18 protein-coding genes and 1 tRNA gene are annotated in these 17,460 nt (G+C 74.4%); 10 read left to right on the top strand and 9 right to left on the bottom strand.

Translation table 11 applies throughout. The features are described from left to right. The first annotated feature begins 17 nt into the window (after positions 1–17). Both BLS21_RS13370 and BLS21_RS13365 read left to right on the top strand, forming a co-directional pair. A complete protein-coding gene (locus tag BLS21_RS13370; RefSeq protein ID WP_091218978.1) occupies positions 18–1,286 on the top strand; it encodes an aspartate kinase in 1,269 nt (422 codons plus the stop codon). Continuing rightward, entirely contained in the window at positions 1,283–2,338 is a 1,056-nt protein-coding gene (locus BLS21_RS13365; RefSeq protein WP_091218976.1) for an aspartate-semialdehyde dehydrogenase, read from the top strand. Before BLS21_RS13370 ends, BLS21_RS13365 begins: the two co-directional genes overlap by 4 nt. A gap of 112 nt (positions 2,339–2,450) precedes the next feature. Here the strand turns inward: BLS21_RS13365 and BLS21_RS13360 are convergent, their stop codons facing one another. The 5 genes from BLS21_RS13360 to BLS21_RS13340 all read right to left on the bottom strand — a co-directional run bounded on the left by BLS21_RS13360 (position 2,451) and on the right by BLS21_RS13340 (position 7,896). Then, positions 2,451–4,253 (bottom strand): S9 family peptidase, encoded by a 1,803-nt coding sequence (locus BLS21_RS13360; protein WP_091218973.1) that lies wholly within the window; start codon positions 4,251–4,253, stop codon positions 2,451–2,453. Positions 4,254–4,257: 4 nt separating this feature from the next. Further along, on the bottom strand, positions 4,258–5,346 hold the full coding sequence (locus tag BLS21_RS13355) for a hemolysin family protein (protein ID WP_091218970.1): 1,089 nt from the start codon (positions 5,344–5,346) through the stop codon (positions 4,258–4,260). 73 nt (positions 5,347–5,419) lie between these two features. After that, positions 5,420–6,772, bottom strand: a complete 1,353-nt coding sequence (locus tag BLS21_RS13350; RefSeq protein ID WP_091218969.1) for a hemolysin family protein — start codon at positions 6,770–6,772, stop codon at positions 5,420–5,422. A gap of 106 nt (positions 6,773–6,878) precedes the next feature. Then, positions 6,879–6,952: transfer RNA gene (locus BLS21_RS13345), tRNA-Pro, on the bottom strand. 32 nt (positions 6,953–6,984) lie between these two features. Then, positions 6,985–7,896 carry a metallophosphoesterase gene (locus BLS21_RS13340; RefSeq protein ID WP_091218966.1) on the bottom strand — a complete coding sequence of 304 codons (912 nt, stop codon included), beginning with the start codon at positions 7,894–7,896 and terminating at the stop codon, positions 6,985–6,987. Between the two features lie 54 nt (positions 7,897–7,950). On the opposite strand from BLS21_RS13340, the gene BLS21_RS13335 reads away from it, so the two are divergent. After that, on the top strand, positions 7,951–8,403 hold the full coding sequence (locus BLS21_RS13335) for a GatB/YqeY domain-containing protein (protein ID WP_091218964.1): 453 nt from the start codon (positions 7,951–7,953) through the stop codon (positions 8,401–8,403). Between the two features lie 116 nt (positions 8,404–8,519). Here the strand turns inward: BLS21_RS13335 and BLS21_RS13330 are convergent, their stop codons facing one another. Continuing rightward, positions 8,520–8,819 (bottom strand): hypothetical protein, encoded by a 300-nt coding sequence (locus tag BLS21_RS13330; RefSeq protein ID WP_091218962.1) that lies wholly within the window; start codon positions 8,817–8,819, stop codon positions 8,520–8,522. Positions 8,820–9,107: 288 nt separating this feature from the next. Here BLS21_RS13330 and BLS21_RS13325 point away from each other — a divergent pair, with 288 nt between their 5' ends. The 5 genes from BLS21_RS13325 (at position 9,108) to BLS21_RS13305 (ending at position 12,166) form a co-directional block, all read left to right on the top strand. Beyond that, complete coding sequence (locus tag BLS21_RS13325) at positions 9,108–10,187, top strand: sigma-70 family RNA polymerase sigma factor (RefSeq protein ID WP_245700392.1); 1,080 nt, start codon at positions 9,108–9,110, stop codon at positions 10,185–10,187. Next, positions 10,184–11,089, top strand: coding sequence for an STAS domain-containing protein (locus BLS21_RS13320; RefSeq protein WP_245700391.1), 906 nt, complete (start codon positions 10,184–10,186; stop codon positions 11,087–11,089). Before BLS21_RS13325 ends, BLS21_RS13320 begins: the two co-directional genes overlap by 4 nt. Next, positions 11,086–11,475 carry an STAS domain-containing protein gene (locus BLS21_RS13315; protein WP_091218956.1) on the top strand — a complete coding sequence of 130 codons (390 nt, stop codon included), beginning with the start codon at positions 11,086–11,088 and terminating at the stop codon, positions 11,473–11,475. Before BLS21_RS13320 ends, BLS21_RS13315 begins: the two co-directional genes overlap by 4 nt. Further along, positions 11,472–11,756 (top strand): phosphatase RsbU N-terminal domain-containing protein, encoded by a 285-nt coding sequence (locus BLS21_RS13310; protein ID WP_175479560.1) that lies wholly within the window; start codon positions 11,472–11,474, stop codon positions 11,754–11,756. Before BLS21_RS13315 ends, BLS21_RS13310 begins: the two co-directional genes overlap by 4 nt. A gap of 83 nt (positions 11,757–11,839) precedes the next feature. Then, positions 11,840–12,166, top strand: coding sequence for a hypothetical protein (locus tag BLS21_RS13305; RefSeq protein ID WP_091218953.1), 327 nt, complete (start codon positions 11,840–11,842; stop codon positions 12,164–12,166). A 51-nt stretch (positions 12,167–12,217) separates the two neighbouring features. Here BLS21_RS13305 and BLS21_RS13300 read toward each other — a convergent pair whose 3' ends face one another. The 3 genes from BLS21_RS13300 to bagA are packed head-to-tail and all read right to left on the bottom strand — an operon-like array spanning position 12,218 to position 16,678. Further along, positions 12,218–14,413: a transglycosylase domain-containing protein gene (locus BLS21_RS13300; RefSeq protein ID WP_091218950.1), complete on the bottom strand. Its 2,196-nt coding sequence runs from the start codon at positions 14,411–14,413 to the stop codon at positions 12,218–12,220. A 43-nt stretch (positions 14,414–14,456) separates the two neighbouring features. Further along, positions 14,457–15,689, bottom strand: coding sequence for an ATPase BagB (bagB, locus tag BLS21_RS13295; RefSeq protein WP_175479559.1), 1,233 nt, complete (start codon positions 15,687–15,689; stop codon positions 14,457–14,459). Further along, positions 15,686–16,678 carry an ATPase BagA gene (bagA, locus tag BLS21_RS13290; protein ID WP_091219209.1) on the bottom strand — a complete coding sequence of 331 codons (993 nt, stop codon included), beginning with the start codon at positions 16,676–16,678 and terminating at the stop codon, positions 15,686–15,688. Before bagA ends, bagB begins: the two co-directional genes overlap by 4 nt. A gap of 124 nt (positions 16,679–16,802) precedes the next feature. Between bagA and sp36 the strand changes: the two genes are divergently transcribed. Continuing rightward, the gene (sp36, locus tag BLS21_RS25160) at positions 16,803–16,976 is read left to right on the top strand and encodes a Sp36 family protein (protein ID WP_091218948.1); all 174 of its coding nucleotides are present in this window, start codon (positions 16,803–16,805) and stop codon (positions 16,974–16,976) included. 7 nt (positions 16,977–16,983) lie between these two features. Continuing rightward, positions 16,984–17,457 (top strand): RidA family protein, encoded by a 474-nt coding sequence (locus BLS21_RS13280; protein ID WP_091218946.1) that lies wholly within the window; start codon positions 16,984–16,986, stop codon positions 17,455–17,457. Positions 17,458–17,460: the final 3 nt, after the last annotated feature.

The following is a 17,460-nucleotide window of genomic DNA, read 5'->3' as shown; positions in this document are numbered from 1 at the left end:
CGGTAGCCTCTGGACCCGTGGCCCTCGTCGTCCAGAAGTACGGCGGCTCGTCCGTCGCCTCCGCAGCGCACATCAAGCGCGTCGCCGAGCGGATCGTGGCGGCCAAGGAGGCGGGCAACGACGTCGTCGTCGTGGTCTCCGCGATGGGCGACACCACCGACGAGCTGCTCGACCAGGCCGCGCAGATCACCGACAGCCCGGCCGGCCGCGAGCTGGACATGCTGCTCACCGCGGGCGAGCGCATCTCCATGGCCCTGCTGGCGATCGCGATCAACACCCACGGCTACGAGGCCCGGTCGTTCACCGGCTCGCAGGCCGGGGTGATCACGACCTCCAGCCACGGCAAGGCGCGGATCATCGACGTCACGCCCGGCCGGCTGCGGAGCGCCCTCGACGAGGGCTCGATCGTCATCGTCGCCGGCTTCCAGGGCGTCAGCCAGGACACCAAGGACGTCACCACGCTCGGCCGGGGCGGCTCCGACACCACCGCCGTGGCCGTCGCCGCGGCGTTGCAGGCCGACGTCTGCGAGATCTACACCGACGTCGACGGCGTCTTCACCGCCGACCCGCGGATCGTGCCCAACGCCCGGCGGCTGGACACGGTGACGTACGAGGAGATGCTCGAGCTCGCCGCCTCCGGGGCGAAGGTGCTCATGCTCCGCTGCGTCGAGTACGCCCGCCGCTACGGCATCCCGGTGCACGTCCGCAGCTCCTACTCCCAGCTCCCCGGCACCACGGTGACCGGCTCGATGGAGGACCTCACGGTGGAACAGGCCATCATCACCGGCGTCGCGCACGACCGCTCCGAGGGGAAGATCACCGTCTACGGCGTGCCCGACCGCCCGGGCGAGGCCGCGCAGCTGTTCCGCGTGCTGGCCGAGGCCGAGGTCAACATCGACATGATCGTGCAGAACGTGTCGACGGCGGCCAGCAAGCTCGCCGACATCTCCTTCACGCTCCCCAAGAGCGACGGGCCGGCGGCGATCGCGGCGCTGGAGAAGGTCAAGCACACCGTCGGCTACACCGACGTCACCTTCGACCAGCACATCGGCAAGGTGTCGCTGGTCGGGGCGGGCATGCGCTCCCACCCGGGCGTGTCCGCGCGCTTCTTCGGCGCGCTGGCTGACGCCGGGGTCAACCTGGAGCTGATCAGCACCTCGGAGATCCGCATCTCCGTGGTGTGCCGGGACACCGACGTGGACCTCGCCGTCCGCGCGGTGCACGACGCCTTCGACCTCGGCACCGATGAGGCGGAGGCGGTCGTCTACGGAGGGACGGGACGATGACGGGATCGACCGACAGCGGCCTGCGGGTCGGCGTCGTCGGCGCCACCGGCCAGGTCGGCGGCGTGGTGCGACAGCTCCTCAGCGAGCGGGGCTTCCCCCTCGGCGAGCTGCGCTTCTTCGCCTCCGCCCGCTCCGCGGGCAGCACGCTGCCGTGGGGGGACGGCGAGATCACCGTCGAGGACGCCGCGACCGCCGACCCCACCGGCCTGGACATCGCCATCTTCTCGGCCGGTGCCTCGACCTCGCGGGTGCAGGCGCCGCGGTTCGCCGAGGCCGGCGTGACCGTCATCGACAACAGCTCGGCCTGGCGCCGCGACCCCGACGTCCCGCTGGTCGTCAGCGAGGTCAACCCGCACGCCCTCGCCGACGTCCGCAAGGGCATCATCGCCAACCCGAACTGCACCACGATGGCCGCGATGCCGGTGCTCAAGCCGCTGCACGACGAGGCGCAACTGGTCCGCATCGTGGCCAGCACCTACCAGGCGGTCTCCGGCAGCGGCCTGGCCGGCGTCGAGGAGCTCGACACGCAGGTCAAGGCGGTCGTGGACAAGGCCGCGGAGCTCACCCACGACGGCTCGGCGGTCTCCTTCCCGGAGCCGGCGAAGTACGTGAAGCCGATCGCCTACAACGTGCTGCCGCTGGCCGGGTCGCTGGTCGACGACGGGACGTTCGAGACCGACGAGGAGCAGAAGCTCCGCAACGAGAGCCGCAAGATCCTCGACATCCCCGACCTGCGGGTGTCGGGCACCTGCGTGCGCGTGCCGGTCTTCACCGGGCACTCGCTGTCGCTCAACGTCGAGTTCGCCCGGGCCCTGACCGTCGAGCGGGCCACCGAGCTGCTGTCCGCCGCGCCCGGTGTGGAGCTCACCGCCGTCCCCACGCCGCTGCAGGCGGCCGGCCGCGACCCGAGCTACGTCGGCCGCATCCGGCAGGACCCGGGCGTCGACGGCGACCGCGGCCTCGCGCTGTTCGTCAGCAACGACAACCTGCGCAAGGGCGCGGCGCTGAACACCGTCCAGATCGCCGAGCTGATCGCCGCGGGACGCAGGTAGCCGGATCCGCCCGGACGCGGGGGCCGGAGGCCTCCCGGCCGGGCGGATGGCCGGGCTCAGCGCGCGTCGGGGACGGCACCTGGCCGCGGTGTCGGCCGGCAGGCCGACAGCGTCACGGCTTGACGTTCCTCAGCGCGAACGACAGGGCGACCTCGACCTGGCGGATGGTCTCCTCGACGACCAGCGAGCCGTGGCCGGCGTCGAAGCGGTAGACCTCGTGCGGCTTGTCCAGCTCCTCCAGCCGGGTCAGGTAGTTGTCGATCTGCCGGATGGGGCAGCGCGGGTCGTTCGCGCCGGCCACGACGAGCACCGGCGCGGCCACGGCCTGCGCGTAGGTGATCGGCGAGGAGCGGACGTAGACGTCGTGCACCTCGTCCGGTGACCCGCCGAACAGCGCCCGGTCGTAAGCCCGCAGGCCCTCCATCTCGTCCTCGTAGGCGGCCAGGTAGTCGGCGACCGGCACCTCGGCGATCCCGGCGGCCCAGCGCTCCGGCTGGGTGCCGAGGCCCAGCAGGGTGAGGAACCCGCCCCACGACCCACCGGAGATCAGCGCCCGCGACGGGTCGAGGAGACCCTCCTCGACCAGCGCGTCGTACACCGCGGCGACGTCCTCGAGCTCGGTGAGCCCGGGCCGGCCGGTGAGCGCGTCGCGCCAGGCGCTGCCGTAACCGGTGGAGCCCCGGTAGTTCACGTGGACCACGGCGTACCCGGCGTCCACGTAGGCGGCCCGGCGGGCGCGGTAGGAGTCGTCGTCGGCCGACTCCGGCCCGCCGTGCACCAGGAACGCGGTCGCGTACGGCGCGGGGCCCGCCGGGCGCACCACCAGGGCGTGGATGTCGCCGCCCGGGCCGGGCACCCAGCGGTCCTCCACCGGGTAGGCCGCCGGCGGCTCCTCCCCGGGGGCGGCCAGCACGACCGGCCCGTCGGCCCGCCGGACCACCGGGGGGCGCTCCGAGTTCGACCAGGCCAGCTCCACCGCGCCGTCCGGGCGGGCGGTGGCCCCGCGGACGACGCCGCGCGGCGTGTCCAGCCGCTCCAGCGCGCCGCTGGCCAGGTCGTAGCGGTACAGCTCGCTGCGCGCGGCGTGGTCGTGGCCGACCAGCAACGCCGAGCCGTCGGGGTACCAGCCGGCGGTCACGTCGCCGGGCAGGTCGAGCACGACCTCGGTCTCGGTGTCGGTGGCGACGTCCCAGACCAGCAGCTCCTCACGCCCGCGCCGCTCGTGACCGACCAGCAGCCGCCGGTCGCCGGGCAGCGGGGCGAACTCCAGCGCGTGCAGGCCGCGGCCCTCGCCGTCCCACTTCTCGGCGACGACCGACGGCGCGTCCTCGGTGGTGGTGTCGGTGCGCAGCACCCGCAGCGCCGGGTAGCGCGGGTCGCCGTGCTCGGAGTGCGAGATGACCAGCAGGTCCTCGTCGTGGGTGAGCGCGTCGACCGACGCCGGGTCCTCGTGCCGGTAGACCACCCGCGGCGTGCCGCCGGACGGCACCAGCCACAGCTCCGAGCCGTCGTCCGTCGAGCGACCGATCGCCACCACCCGGCGGCCGACCTCCAGGCCCGCCGGGTAGGCCGGCCCCACCTCGGGGACGGCGACGCGGTCCTCCCCACCGGCGAAGGGCTGGGTCATCCAGACGCCGAACTCATCACCGTCGGTGTCGGCGAACCACCAGATCGTCTCGCCGTCGGGGCTCAGCGTGCCGATCAGCGTGCCGTTGGCCCGGTGGGTCGCCTGCCGGTGGGCGTCGGTGGTGCGGTCCCACGCGTACTGCTCGACGACGCCGCTGACGTCGGAGGCGTACAGGTTGCGGTGCGGGGCCTCCAGCGCCCAGTCGGGCAGGCTCACCCGGGGCGCGCGGAAGCGGGCCTGCCAGCGGGCGGTGACCTCGGGGGAGAGGGCGGTCGGCTCGGAGCTCACCGGCTCATCTTCCCCCGGCTCCGGTCCCGCTCCGGGCAGGGTCCTCGAGCCGGCGGGAGGTCTCCGCGGCCGCGTCGCGGATGTCGCCGATGAGCCGCTCCAGCACGTCCTCCAGCGCGACCAGGCCGAGGGTGCGCCGGCCGTCCACCACCCGGCCCAGGTGCGCGCCGGAGTCCCGCATCGCCGTCAGCACGTCGGGCAGGGCCGCGCCGGGCTGCAGCGGGATGAAGCCGATGACGTGCTCGTCGGCGATCGGCAGGTCGCGGGCTGCGGCGTCCACGCCCAGCACGTCCTTGACGTGCACGAAGCCCAGCAGCGCGCCGTCGTCGTCCTCGACCGGGTAGCGGCTGAAGCCGTGCTCGGCGACGACCGCCTCCAGCTGCCGGGGCGTCGTCGAGCGGGGCACGGAGACCAGCCGGTCGAGGGGGAGCAGCACCGAGTCGAGCTCGTCGCGGTCGAAGGTGAGCGCCCCGGCGGCCAGCTCGCCCACCTCGCTGCCCAGCCGACCCTCCCGCCGCGACTGGTTGATCATCGAGCGGATCTCGGCCTCGTCGAAGCTGGCCCCCACCTCGTCGGTGGGCTGCACGCCGGCCAGCCGGACCAGCCCGTTGGCCGCGGCGTTGAACAGCCGGATCACCGGCCCCAGCAGCCGGACGAACGCCGCCAGCGGCGGGCCGAGCAGCAGCGCGGCGCGGTCGGGCCCGGCGATGGTGATGTTCTTGGGCACCATCTCGCCGAGCACCATGTGCAGCACGGTCACCAGCGAGAGCGCGATGACCAGCGCGATCGGGTGCAGCAGCCCGTCGGGGACGCCGGCTGCGGCCATCGGCGCCTCGATCAGGTGGGCCACGGCAGGCTCGCCGACCGCGCCGAGGCCCAGCGAGCACAGCGTGATGCCCAGCTGGGCGCCGGCCATCATCGACGACACGTTCCGCATCGCCCGGATGGTCGTGCGCGCCCGCGTGGAGCCCGCGGCGGCCTTCGGCTCCAGCTGGTCGGGCCGGGCGGTGACCAGCGCGAACTCCGCGGCCACGAAGAAGGCGTTGCCCAGCAGCAGCGCCACCAGGACGAGCAGGCTGAGGACGTCGCTCACGAGTCCTCCTCGCTGGCGCTCGTCGCCCGCGTTCGCGGCGCTGCGGTGTACTCGGGTGAGCTCGCGAGCTCGTTCACGCCACGGCCTCCGTCTCGCCCTCGACGAGCCGGACGGCGGTCGCCCCCGACGCGTACCCCTCCCGCATGCGGGCCCGCACGCGGGCCACCCGCCGCCCCTCGAGGGTCTCCACGGTCAGCTCGCCGCTCTCGACGGGCACCGTGTCCCCGACCTCGGGCAGCCGCTGCAGCTGCTCGGCGAGGTAGCCGCCGAGCGTCTCGTAGCGGCCCTCGGGCACCGGGACGCCGGTGCGCTCGCGGACCTCGTCGGGGCGCAGCAGGCCCGACAGCAGCCAGGTCTGCCCGTCGACCCGGCGCAGCAGCCGCAGCGGGCGGTCAGTCTCGTCGGCGATCTCGCCGACGACCTCCTCCACGATGTCCTCCAGCGTCACGACGCCGTGCGTGGCGCCCCACTCGTCGACGACCAGGGCCATCTGCAGGCCCTGCTCGCGCAGCAGGTCCAGCAGCCGCTCGACCCGCAGCAGCGAGGGGACCGTGAGGATCGGCACGGCCAGCTCCTCGGCCGGGACGACGTCCCGCCGGTCCTCGGGGACGGCGACGGCGTGCTTGACGTGCACCAGCCCGGTGACCTCGTCGAGGCCGGCGCCGTAGAGCGGGAAGCGGGAGCTGCCCGAGGCGACCGCGGCGGCGATGACGTCGGCCGCGGTGGCGTCGGCGTGCAGCGCCCACATCTGCGTGCGCGGGGTCATCACGTCGGCGGCGACCTTGTCGCGCAGCGCCAGCGAGCGCTCCAGCAGCCGGGCCGCACGCGGGGAGAGGTCGCCCTCCTCGGCCGACCGGCGGGCCACCGCGACCAGCTCGTCGGCGCCGCGCGCGGACTCCAGCTCCTCGCGCGGCTCGAAGCCCAGCCGCCGGACGATGGCGTTCGCCAGGGCCTGCAGCGCGTGCACGACGACGCCGGTGACCCGGGTGAAGGCGCGCATCCCGGGGGCCACCGCGGCGGCGACCGGCAGCGGGCGCGCGATGGCCAGGTTCTTCGGCCCCAGCTCGCCGAGCAGCATCTGCAGCGTGGTGGCCAGCGCGAGCGCCAGGCCGTAGGAGACCCCGGTGACCCAGCCGGAGGGCAGGCCGGCCGCCTCCAGCGGGCCGCGCAGCAGCTGGCCCAGCGCGGGCTCGGCGAGGTAGCCGACGACCAGCGTGGTGATCGTGATGCCCAGCTGGGCGGCGGAGAGCTGGGTGGACAGCGTGCGCAGCGCGGCCAGGACGCCACGGGCCCCGCGGTCACCGGCGGCCGCGGCCTGCTCCGCGCGCCCCCGGTCGACCGTCGTCAGGGAGAACTCGGCGGCCACGAAGAAACCGGTCAGTGCCGTGAGCAGCACGGCGGCGAGGAGGAGCAACCACTCGGTCATCGGGGGGCACGGTGCCCGGATGGAGGCCCCGCCAACCCACGGGACCCCGACGCACCGACCCCTGGAGATGGCTCAGGGGCCGCCTCGCGGCGGCCCCTGAGCAGTGTCGGGGTGACAGGATTTGAACCTGCGACCTCGTCGTCCCGAACGACGCGCGCTACCAAGCTGCGCCACACCCCGAGGTACGTCGACGAGTCTAGCCGACGCCCGGATCAACCCTGGCGGCCGGTCAGGGTGAGCAGCGTCGCCTCCGGCGGGCAGGCGAACCGGGCCGGAGCGTAGGGGCTGGTACCCAGGCCCGCGGAGACGTGCAGCCAGGTGCCGTGCGGGTTGCCCGCCGACGGCTCGGCCCAGCGGTGCAGCCAGCGGACCCGGGCGCGGTCGATGCCGCAGTTGGTCACCAGCGCGCCGTAGAGGGGCACCCGCAGCTGCCCGCCGTGGGTGTGGCCGCACAGCAGCAGGTCGTGGCCGTCGGCGGCGAAGCGGTCGAGCACCCGCGGCTCGGGGGAGTGCGCCAGGCCGATGCGCAGGTCCGCGGTCGGGTCGGCGGGGCCGGCGACGCGGTCGTAGCGGTCCAGCCCGAGGTGCGAGTCGTCGACGCCGGCGAAGGCGATCCGTCGTCCGGCGACCGTGAGCTCGCCGCGGGCGTTGGTGAGGTCGATCCAACCCCGGGCGGCGAGGGCGTCCCGCAGGTCCCGCCAGGGCAGCTCGTCGCCGTGCACCCGCACGTGGTCCCGTTTGAAGTACTTCAGTGGGTTCTTCGGCCGCGGCGCGTAGTAGTCGTTGCTCGCCATGACGAAGGCGCCGGGCAGGTCCAGCAGCGGCTCGAGCGCGCGCAGCGTCCCGGGCACCGCGTCGTGGCCGGCCAGGTTGTCCCCGGTGTCGACCACGAGGTCCGGCTGCAGCTCCGCCAGCGAGGCCACCCACTCCTGCTTGGACCGCTGCCCGGCGGTCATGTGCAGGTCGGACAGGTGCAGCACCCGCAGCGGCGCCGAACCGGGCGCCAGGACCGGGACGTCGAAGCGGCGCAGCGTCCAGCGGTTGCGCTCGTAGAGGGAGGCGTAGGCGATCCCCGCGGTCGCGGACCCGAGGACGGCGGCCGGGAGGGCTGTGGTCGCACGCACAGCAGCCCAGATTACGGGCGCGCCGTCCCTGAGCGCCGTGCGAGGCTGGCGCCCGTGTCCGACCTCAAGGAACAGCTGCGCGCCGACCTGACCACCGCGATGAAGTCCCGCGACGAGCTGCGCACCGCCACGCTGCGGATGGTGCTCGCCGCGGTCAGCGCGGAGGAGGTGGCGGGCAAGGAGGCCCGCGAGCTCAGCGACGACGAGGTGCAGGCGGTGCTGCGCCGCGAGGCCAAGAAGCGCCGGGAGGCCGCCGACGCCTTCGCCACCGCCGGCCGCACCGAGCAGGCCGACCGGGAGCGGGCGGAGGGCGACGTGGTCGCCGCCTACCTGCCCGCGCAGCTGGAGGACGCCGACCTCGCCGCACTGGTCGCCGACGTGGTCACCCGCACCGGCGCCAGCGGCATGAAGGACATGGGCCGGGTCATGGGCGCGGTGCAGGAGGAGGTCGCCGGCCGGGCCGAGGGTGGCCGGGTGGCCGCCGAGGTGCGCCGCCAGCTGGGCTGAGGAAGGACCCCGTCCTCCTCACCCCTCGCGAGCTCGGGGCGAGCCTCGGGACGGGGCCGGGGAGCGCCGGCCGGGCCGGCCGGCGGACCGGGGTCAGGGGTCCGCCGGCCGGGTTCTCAGTTCTGCCTGAGGGTGACCGGTCCCTGGTCGCTCTCGCAGACGGTCCGGGTGTCACCGCTGCGGTCCACGGCCCGGCCGAGGACGGCGACGGGCCCGACGCTGACACCGCAGATCTGGGCCGCCACCTGGGCCGCGACCCCGATGTTGACGTCCTCGAGGATCGTCACGTCCCCCACGTTGACGTTGATGAGTCCGTCCTGCTGGTTCGGCTGCGCCGCAGCAGGCGTCGCAGCGGCGATCACCGCGGCGCCGGCGAACACCGGGACGACGGCCTTGCGTGCCCATGTGCTGATCACGTGGAGCCTCCTTGCTCGTGTGCCGTCCCGGCGCCTCGCGCCGGAGGAGTACGGCCCTGCACGGATGGAGACGCCGCTCCCCTGCGGGGGTGACGAGCGCTGCCGGGCCGCTCCTCCCGGTCGCCGTCCCGGTGTCGTCCCTGCTCGGGCGTGCGTCGTGCGTCCCAGCACGTCGTCGGGACCGGCCGATGCGACCTCCGGATCCGCGTCATGCACGAGGGGGGGAGGCGTCCGAGGACTGTCCGTTCGACGCGCCGACGGGGGACCCCCGGGCGTACCGTCTCGCGGGTGGCGGCGGTCGAGCCGGTGGGGAGCCCGGGAGGTGACTGCGGGTCTGCGGACGTCGCAGCGCTGATCCCGCTCGTCCGCCGGATCGTGGCGTCCCGCGTCCCCGACCCGGCGACCGCCGACGACCTGGTCCAGGAGACCCTGACCCGGGTCCTCGCCGCCGCCGGCCGGGTGGAGCCGGGGATGCTCGAGCCCTACGCGATCGTGACGGCGCGCAACGTCGTCACCTCGATGTGGCGGGACCAGGACCGGCAGCGGCGGCACCAGCACCGCGTCGTCGACCTGCGGCCCCCCGAGGCGCCGGACGAGGACGTCCTCGCCCGCGAGGACCGCGCCGCCGTCGCGGAGGCCCTGACCCGGCTGTCCGACCGCGAGCGGGCGACGCTGCTCGCCCACGAGGTCTCCGGTCAGGACACCCGGTCCCTGGCCGCCGAGCTGGGGTCCACCGCCGGTGCGGTGGCCGCCCAGCTCAACCGCACCCGCGCCCGGCTGCGGGTGGAGTACCTCCTCGTCTCCGAGCGGGTGGAGCCACCGACGGAGCGCTGCCGGCCGGTGCTGCTGGCCATCTCCAGCGGCGACCGCCGTCGCCAGCGCGAGGTCGACGCCGCCCGCCACCTGCTGGAGTGCGGCCTGTGCGCGCGGCTCTCCGAGCCCCTGGTGGGACGCGGGCGGTCCCGGGACGACGCCGTGCGGGTCGCCGTGCGCACCGACGCCGACGTCGTCGCCGCCCGGCAGGCCGCTCGTGAGGTCGCCACCCGGCTGGGCTTCTCGACCACCGACGTCACGCTGATCGCGACGGCGGTGTCGGAGATCACCCGCAACATCGTGCGGTTCGCGGACTCCGGCGAGGTCGTCGTGACGGAGCTGCAGGAGCCGCGGAGGGGCATCTCCATCGTCGCCCGCGACGCGGGCCCGGGGATCCCCGACGTCGACCAGGCGCTGCAGGACGGCTACAGCACCTACCACGGGCTCGGCCTGGGGCTGCCGGGCGCCCGACGGCTGATGGACGAGTTCGCGGTGGTCTCCGAGACCGGCCGCGGCACCACGGTGACGATGACGAAGTGGCGGGGAGAGGGATGACCAGGCACGAGGACCCGAGCGCGACCGTGGCTCCCACGGACGTCAGGCACGAGCTCGACGGGGAGGCGCTCCTCCCGCAGCTGGTGGCCCACCTGCGCGAGCACCGCACCCGCCTGCGCCAGGAGTGGGTCGGCCGCATCCAGGAGGCCCACCTCCTGCAGGCGATGACCGCCCAGGAGATGTCCGCCGAGACCACGCTCGTCTACGACAACTACGTCGAGGTCCTGGAGACCGGCAGCGTGGAGGCGCTGCAGCACTACGCCCGTGACCTGTCCGAGCGGATCATCCCGCGCGGCGTGGAGACCCACGAGGTCGTCGGCATCGTGCTCCTGCTGCGCGACGTGCTGGCCAGGTCGCTGTTCGAGAAGTACCAGCGCGACTTCGCGTTGCTCAACCGGGTGCTCGACGCCTACGAGCCGGCCGCCAACCGGATCGCCAACACCGTGGCCGTCAGCTTCGTCGAGGAGCGCGAGCGGGTCATCCGACAGCAGCAGGACTCCATCCGCGAGCTGTCGACGCCGGTGCTGCCGGTCCGCGAGCGGCTGCTGATCCTGCCGATCATCGGGGTGCTCGACCGGGAGCGCGCGCGGCAGCTGACCGTGCAGCTGCTCGGGGGCATCCGCACGCACCGGGCGAAGGTGGTCGTCGTCGACATCACCGGCGTCCCGGACGTCGACGAGTCCGTCGCCAACCACCTGGTGCGGACGGTCGACGCCTCGCGGCTGATGGGCGCCAGCGTGATCATCACCGGGCTCTCCCCGGAGATCGCCCAGACGCTGGTCACCATCGGCGTCGACCTGTCGAAGATGAACACCATCGGCGACCTGCAGGGCGGCCTCGAGGAGGCCGAGCGGTTGCTGGGGTACGCGGTGTCCCGCGACGACGGGAACGGTGGGCCGTGAACGGTGGCCCGCGGCTGTTCTCCATCCTGCGGCAGGGCCCGTACCTGATCGCGTCGATCCACACCGCCCTGGACGACTCGCAGCTGGTGCGGTTCCAGCAGGACCTGGTGGAACGGATCGGCTCCGACCGCGCGCGGGGGGTCGTCATCGACGTGGCCGCCCTCGACGTCCTGGACTCCTTCGCGTCCCGGACGCTGCGCGACATCGGCGAGATGGCCCGGCTGCGTGGGGCGGTGACCGTGATCGTCGGGATCCAGCCGGACGTCGCGTTCGCCATGGTGGAGCTCGGCATGGACACCGGCCGGGTGGTCACCGCACTCGACCTGGAGGAGGGCCTGGCCGAGCTGGACAGCTGCCTCGCGGCACCGCCGGCGCCGCGCACGTGACGGCACGGGAGACCCTGCTCCGCGACTACCGGGCCGCGTTCCTGCGGTACCTGTCGCGGCGCGAGGAGTCCGCGCTGCACAGCGGCTACCAGCTGGGGCGCGGTGCCCTGGCCGACGGCCGCAGCCCCCTCGAGGTCGTCCAGGTCCACCACGACGTCCTCGCCGAGGTGCTCCGGGACAGCCCGGCCGCCGAGGTGCCCCTCATCGCCCGGTCGGCGTCGGACTTCCTCGTCGAGGTGCTGGCCAGCTACGACATGGCGCGGCGCGGCCCGGGCTCCTGAACGACACGGCCCGCGTCATCCCCGGACGCCGGGCGCGTCCTCCTCTGCGACAGACCACCGTCGATCGCGAGGAGGTGGCGACCGTGACCGTGCGCGGCGCCGTCGGCAGCAGCCCGTCCCGGCTCTCCGGAGAAACCGGCGGGGGGGCGGTGCCGCCCCGGCCGTCGTTCGAGTCCCGCCGGGAGTTGCTCGACCTGCTGCGCCGGTACGCCCTCTGCGTGGAGACCGCCAACGTGCTGGAGGCCCGGGCCGGGCGGTGCGCCAGCCCCCACCTCGCCGCGGTGCTGCGGGAACGCGCCGACGCCCGCAGACGGATGGCCGAGGGGGTCCTGGCCGACCTCCTCCGGCAGGGCGTCCCCGCCGTCCGGCGCCGTCCCCCGGACACGGGCAGGGAACGTCGCGGGAGGTGACCCCGCCGGCCGCGCGCCCCTCGTCCGGGCGCCACCACCGGCGGGATCGGCTCAGCCGTCGGCGCCGTCGTCGTCCTCGCCGTCGCGGTCCCCGCCGGTGCCGCCGGCTCCGGCCGCCGGGTCGACCGGGGTGGCCGGCTGCGCGGCCGGGTCGGCCGGCGCTGCCTCGGTGGGTTCGGCGGGCGCGGGGGACGGCGTGGCCGCGGCGTCCGGCGCCGTCCGGGTTGCTGCCGGAGCCGCGGGCGCCGACTCCGGGGCCGGTGCGGTGAACGGCACCGCCGGCTGCCCGGCCAGGATCGGCGCCATCGCGTGGTAGAAGATCGTCGCCGGCATGCCACCGCCGAAGCCGCGGACCTGCTCGCGCTCCTTGGGGTTGTAGACCATCACGCTGGCCGTGTACTGCGGGGTGTAGCCCACGAAGGCCACCGAGAGGTTGTCCTGGCTGGTCCCCGTCTTGCCGGCGATCCGGTGCCCGGGGATGGCGGCGTTGCGGCCGGTGCCGAACGGCGACTCGGTGTCCCCGACGAGCACCTGGTTGAGGGTCGTCGCGACCTCGGCCGGGATCGCATCGGTCGTGCACGTGTCGCCGCCGACGACCGGCCGGCCGTCCTCGCCGGTGAGCGGCTCGCCGTTGCGGTCGAGCACCGCCGTCACGGGCGTCGGGTCGCACTGGGTGCCGTTGGCCGCCAGCGTGGAGTAGGCGCTGGCCAGGGCCAGGGGGCTGGTCGACTCGGGCCCGAAGGTGAACGACCCGCGGTTCTCGTCGATGATCTGCTGCGGCAGGCCGGGGTCGCTGAACTGGAACAGGCCCATCCGCTCGGCCATGCGCACCGGGCCCTCCACGCTGCCCAGCTGGTCCTCGAGGGCCAGGAAGTACGTGTTGGACGAGCGCACCAGGGCCTCGGACATCGACAGCGTCCGCGGGTAGCTGTTGCCGACGTTCTCGACGTCGTAGCGCCCCGCGCCGTCCTTGTACACGCGCGAGACGTAGGGCTCGCTCGCCGTGATGACGTGCGAGACCGGGAAGCCCTGCTCGAGCGCGGCGGCCGCGGTGAAGACCTTGTAGGTGGAGCCGGAGCCCTGCCCGGGGACGACGTTGAGGTTCACCGACTCGCACTCGGGGCCGTCGCAGCCGAAGCGGCGGTTGGCGCTCATCGCCAGCACGTGCCCGGTCCCCGGCTCGACGGCGGTGAACGTGCCGGCCAGCGAGTCACCCATGGCCAGCTCGCCCAGGACGGCCTGGTCACCGGAGCGCTGCAGGTCCGGCCGCAGCGTCGTCTGGATCGTCAGGCCGCCCCTGTCGATGAGCTCCTGGCTCAGGCCCAGCGTGCCGGTGAGGTAGTCGGCCACGTAGGCGCAGAAGAAGCCGCCGACGGTGGCGTCGATGCAGCCGTTGGGCGGGGCGGCGCCCTGGGCCACCTGCACCGGCTGGGCCGAGACCTCGGCGAACTGGGCCTGGTCGATCACACCGACGTCCAGCATCCGCTGCAGCACCTGGTTGCGGCGGTCGAACGCGTTCTCCGGGTTGGTGACCGGGTCGTCGTTGGACGGGCTCTGCACCAGGCCGGCGAGCATGGCCGCCTGCGGCAGGGTCAGGTCGGCGGCGTCGACGCTGAAGTAGCGCTGCGCCGCGGCCTGCACGCCGTAGGCGCCCTGCCCGAAGTACACGAGGTTCAGGTAGCGGGTGAGGATCTCGTCCTTGGAGTACTCCTCCTCCAGGGCGAGGGCCATCCGGGCCTCCCGCAGCTTGCGGCCCACGCTCTCCTCGGTGGCCGCCTGCCGCTCCTCGGCGGTGTCGGCGGTCTGCGCGAGGGTCTGCTTCACCAGCTGCTGGGTGAGCGTCGAGCCGCCCTCCCGCACCGACCCGGCCGCCACGTTGGTGGCCAGCGCCCGCAGCGTGCCCTGCACGTCGAGGCCGTTGTGCTCGTCGAAGCGGGAGTCCTCGATCGCGACCAGCGCCTGCTTCATCACCGGGGCGATCCGGTCGGAGGCCACCGGCTCCCGGTTGTCCCGGTAGAACATCGTGATCAGCGACCCGTCGGCCGCCAGCACGCGGGTGTTGCCCGCCGGCGTCTCGTCGGTCAGCTCGACCGGCAGGGCGTCGAGCAGCGAGGCGGAGTTGCGTGCGGCGAGACCTGTGCCGCCCACGAACGGCAGCAGCATTCCGGCGACCAGGGCACCGGCGAGGACGATCGTCGCGGCGAGCTTCGCCAGGACCCGGGCGCGATCGGGGGCGTCGGCAGACATCGGGCGCCAATGTACGTGGCTGACGGCTCCCGGGCGTCCGCGCTCAGCGACGGCGCGCGGGCAGGATCCGTCGCCGCGGCACGCCCGTCGGCGTGTCGCCGTCCGGGCCGGTCAGCGCGTCGGCCATGCCGCGCAGCCCGTCGAGGTCGTGCACGTCGCCGGCGGCGGCCGGGACGGTGCGAACGGCGACCTCCGGGTGGGCGCTGGTGAAGCGGTCGGCCAGGTGCTGCTCACGGGTGGCCTGCGCCATCCGCTCGGCGTGCACCCGCAGTGCCCCGGCGGCCAGCTCGGCGTCCGCAGCGCCGGCCTCGAGGACCTCCTCGGCGGCCCCCTCGGCGCGCGTGGCCGACAGCGCCGTCGTCGTCGGCGGGTGGGTGCGGTTGAGCACCAGCCCGGCCAGCGGCATCTGCTCGGCCGACAGCCGGTCGACGAAGTAGGAGGCCTCTCGCAGCGCGTCGGGCTCCGGCGTCGCGACGACGAGGAACCAGGTGCCCGGCCGGCGCAGCAGCTCGTAGGTGGCGGTCGCCCGCTCCCGGAAGCCGCCGAACATGGTGTCCAGCGCCGCGACGAAGGAGGAGATGTCGCGCAGCAGCTGGCCGCCGAGGATCTTGGAGATGATCCGGCTGAAGAACACGAAGCTGGCGCTGGCGATCCTGAAGCCGGTCCGGCTCGGGGCGGTGAGCAGCCGGATCATCGTGCCGTCGAGGAAGCGGCTCATCCGGTTCGGCGCGTCGAGGAAGTCCAGCGCCGACCGCGACGGCGGGGTGTCGACGACGATGAGGTCCCAGCGGTCCCCGGCCCGCAGCTGGCCCAGCTTCTCCATCGCCATGTACTCCTGCGTCCCGGCGAAGGACGAGGACAGCGTCTGGTAGAAGGGGTTCTCGAGGATCTGCTGCGCCCGCTCGGGGGTGGAGTGCGCCACGACGATGTCGTCGAACGTGCGCTTCATGTCCAGCATCATCGCGTGCAGCTCGCCCCGGGCCTCCGGGACGTCGACCCGCCGCGGCTCGTTGTCCAGCTCCACCAGGCCCAGCGACTGGGCCAGCCGGCGCGCCGGGTCGATGGTGAGGACGACGACGGTGCGGCCGGCCTCCGCCGCGGCCAGCGCCAGCGCCGCCGACGTCGTCGTCTTGCCCACGCCGCCGGCGCCGCAGCAGACGACGATCCGGGTGCCGGGGTCGGTGACCAGCTCGGCGAGCTCGAGCGGCAGGGCCTCCGGCGCGGCCGGTGCGGGCGGGCGCGGGTGCCGCCGGGTGCGCTCGGTCGTCTGCGTCATGCCGCCACCTCGGTCCGCAGGTGCTGCTCGAGTCGGCCGGCGAGCTCGAACAGCGCACCGAGGTCGATGGGGCCGGGCAGCAGCGGCAGCTCGACGGTCGGGCGGCCGAGTGCCTCGACCTCGTCACGCAGCTCGTCCTGGGCGGCCCAGCGCCGGGCGTGCTCGGTCGCCTCCGCGGCCAGCGCGTCGGCCAGCCCCGCGACGTCCTGCAGGCCCGCCGCGGCCAGCCCCGGCGCCAGGTCGGCGCCGGTCAGGCCGCTCCCGGCGGCGCGGGAGAGCGCCGGCTCCGGCAGCGCCGGCTCGGCGGCCATGTTCACCACGACCGAGCCCACGGGCAGCCCGACGGCGGTGAGCTCGGCGATGGCGTCGGCGGTCTCCTGGACCGGCATGTCCTCGAGCAGCGTCACCAGGTGCACCGCCGTCTGCGGCGACTTGAGCACGGCCATCACGCCGTCGCTCTGCGTCTTGATCGGCCCCGAGCGGGTCAGCCCGGCCATCTCGCCGGTGACGTTGAGGAAGCGGGTGATGCGGCCGGTCGGCGGTGCGTCGACGACGACGGCGTCGTAGACCGGGCGGCCGTCGTGGCGGCGGGTCACCGCCTCCTTGACCTTGCCGGTGAGCAGCACGTCCCGCAGGCCCGGGGCGATCGTCGTGGCGAAGTCGACGGCGCCCACCCGGCGCAGGGCCCGGCCCGCCCGGCGCAGGTTGTAGAACATCTCGAGGTACTCGAGGAGGGCCTCCTCGACGTCGATCGCCAGCGCCCTGACCTCCCCGCCGCCGCGGGCGACGGCGACCCGCCGCTCCTCGTAGGGCAGCGGCGGGGTGTCGAACAGCTGCGCGATGCCCTGGCGGCCCTCGGTCTCGACGAGCAGGACCTGGCGGCCGTCGGCCGCCAGGGCCAGGGCGAGGGCCGCGGCGACCGTGGTCTTCCCGGTCCCGCCCTTCCCGGTGACGACGTGGCAGCGCACGGAGGAGGGGACCGGACTCACGGACACGAGCCTAAGAGGACCCCCTGTCCCCCGCCGCGCGCAGGCTCGCGGCGGGCCCTGCAGGGGGCCGAGGCTCAGGGCGGGGCCCGGGACGAGGCCGAGGCGCTGCGCTAGCGTCGCGCCCATGAGCGAACCGGCCCGCGTGAGGTGGGAGTACGCCACCATCCCGCTGCTGATCCACAACACCAAGGCGATCCTCGACTCGTGGGGCGTCGACGGGTGGGAGCTGGTCACCGTGCTGCCCGGCCCCGGCGGGGCCGACCAGCCCGTGGCCTACCTCAAGCGCCCCGTCGGCTGAGCCGGTCATGACCAGCCCGCAGACCTCCAGCTGGCACGCCCGGCTGGCCGAACTCGGCATCCGGCTGCCCGCGGTCGCCGCACCGGTCGCCGCCTACGTCCCGGCGGTCCGCAGCGGCCAGTTGGTCTTCACGTCCGGTCAGCTGCCGTTCGTGGACGGCGGGCTGCGGCGCACCGGCAAGGTCGGCGGCTCGGTCGACCCCGAGGACGCCGCCCACGACGCCAAGCTGTGCGCCCTCAACGCCCTGGCCGCGGTCGACGACCTGGTGGGGCTGGACGAGGTGGCCCGCGTCGTCCGGGTCGTCGGCTACGTGGCCAGCGCCGAGGGCTTCACCGGCCAGCCCCGGGTGGTCAACGGCGCCAGCGAGCTGCTCGGCCGGGTCTTCGGCGAGGCCGGCCGGCACGCGCGCAGCGCCATCGGTGTGGCCGAGCTCCCGCTGGGCGCTCCCGTCGAGGTCGAGCTCACGGTCGAGCTGCGATGACAT

Source organism: Geodermatophilus siccatus, from assembly GCF_900103785.1.
Taxonomy (GTDB): Bacteria; Actinomycetota; Actinomycetes; order Mycobacteriales; family Geodermatophilaceae; genus Geodermatophilus; species Geodermatophilus siccatus.
This window is presented reverse-complemented; position numbering and strand designations above follow the sequence as displayed.

Coding starts and splice junctions, on each gene's coding strand:
- BLS21_RS13350 (WP_091218969.1), bottom strand. CDS start 6,772: ATGACCGAGTGGTTGCTCCTCCTCGCCGCCGTGCTGCTCACGGCACTG.
- bagB (WP_175479559.1), bottom strand. CDS start 15,689: ATGACGCAGACGACCGAGCGCACCCGGCGGCACCCGCGCCCGCCCGCA.
- sp36 (WP_091218948.1), top strand. CDS start 16,803: ATGAGCGAACCGGCCCGCGTGAGGTGGGAGTACGCCACCATCCCGCTG.
- BLS21_RS13365 (WP_091218976.1), top strand. CDS start 1,283: ATGACGGGATCGACCGACAGCGGCCTGCGGGTCGGCGTCGTCGGCGCC.
- BLS21_RS13280 (WP_091218946.1), top strand. CDS start 16,984: ATGACCAGCCCGCAGACCTCCAGCTGGCACGCCCGGCTGGCCGAACTC.
- BLS21_RS13320 (WP_245700391.1), top strand. CDS start 10,184: ATGACCAGGCACGAGGACCCGAGCGCGACCGTGGCTCCCACGGACGTC.
- BLS21_RS13300 (WP_091218950.1), bottom strand. CDS start 14,413: ATGTCTGCCGACGCCCCCGATCGCGCCCGGGTCCTGGCGAAGCTCGCC.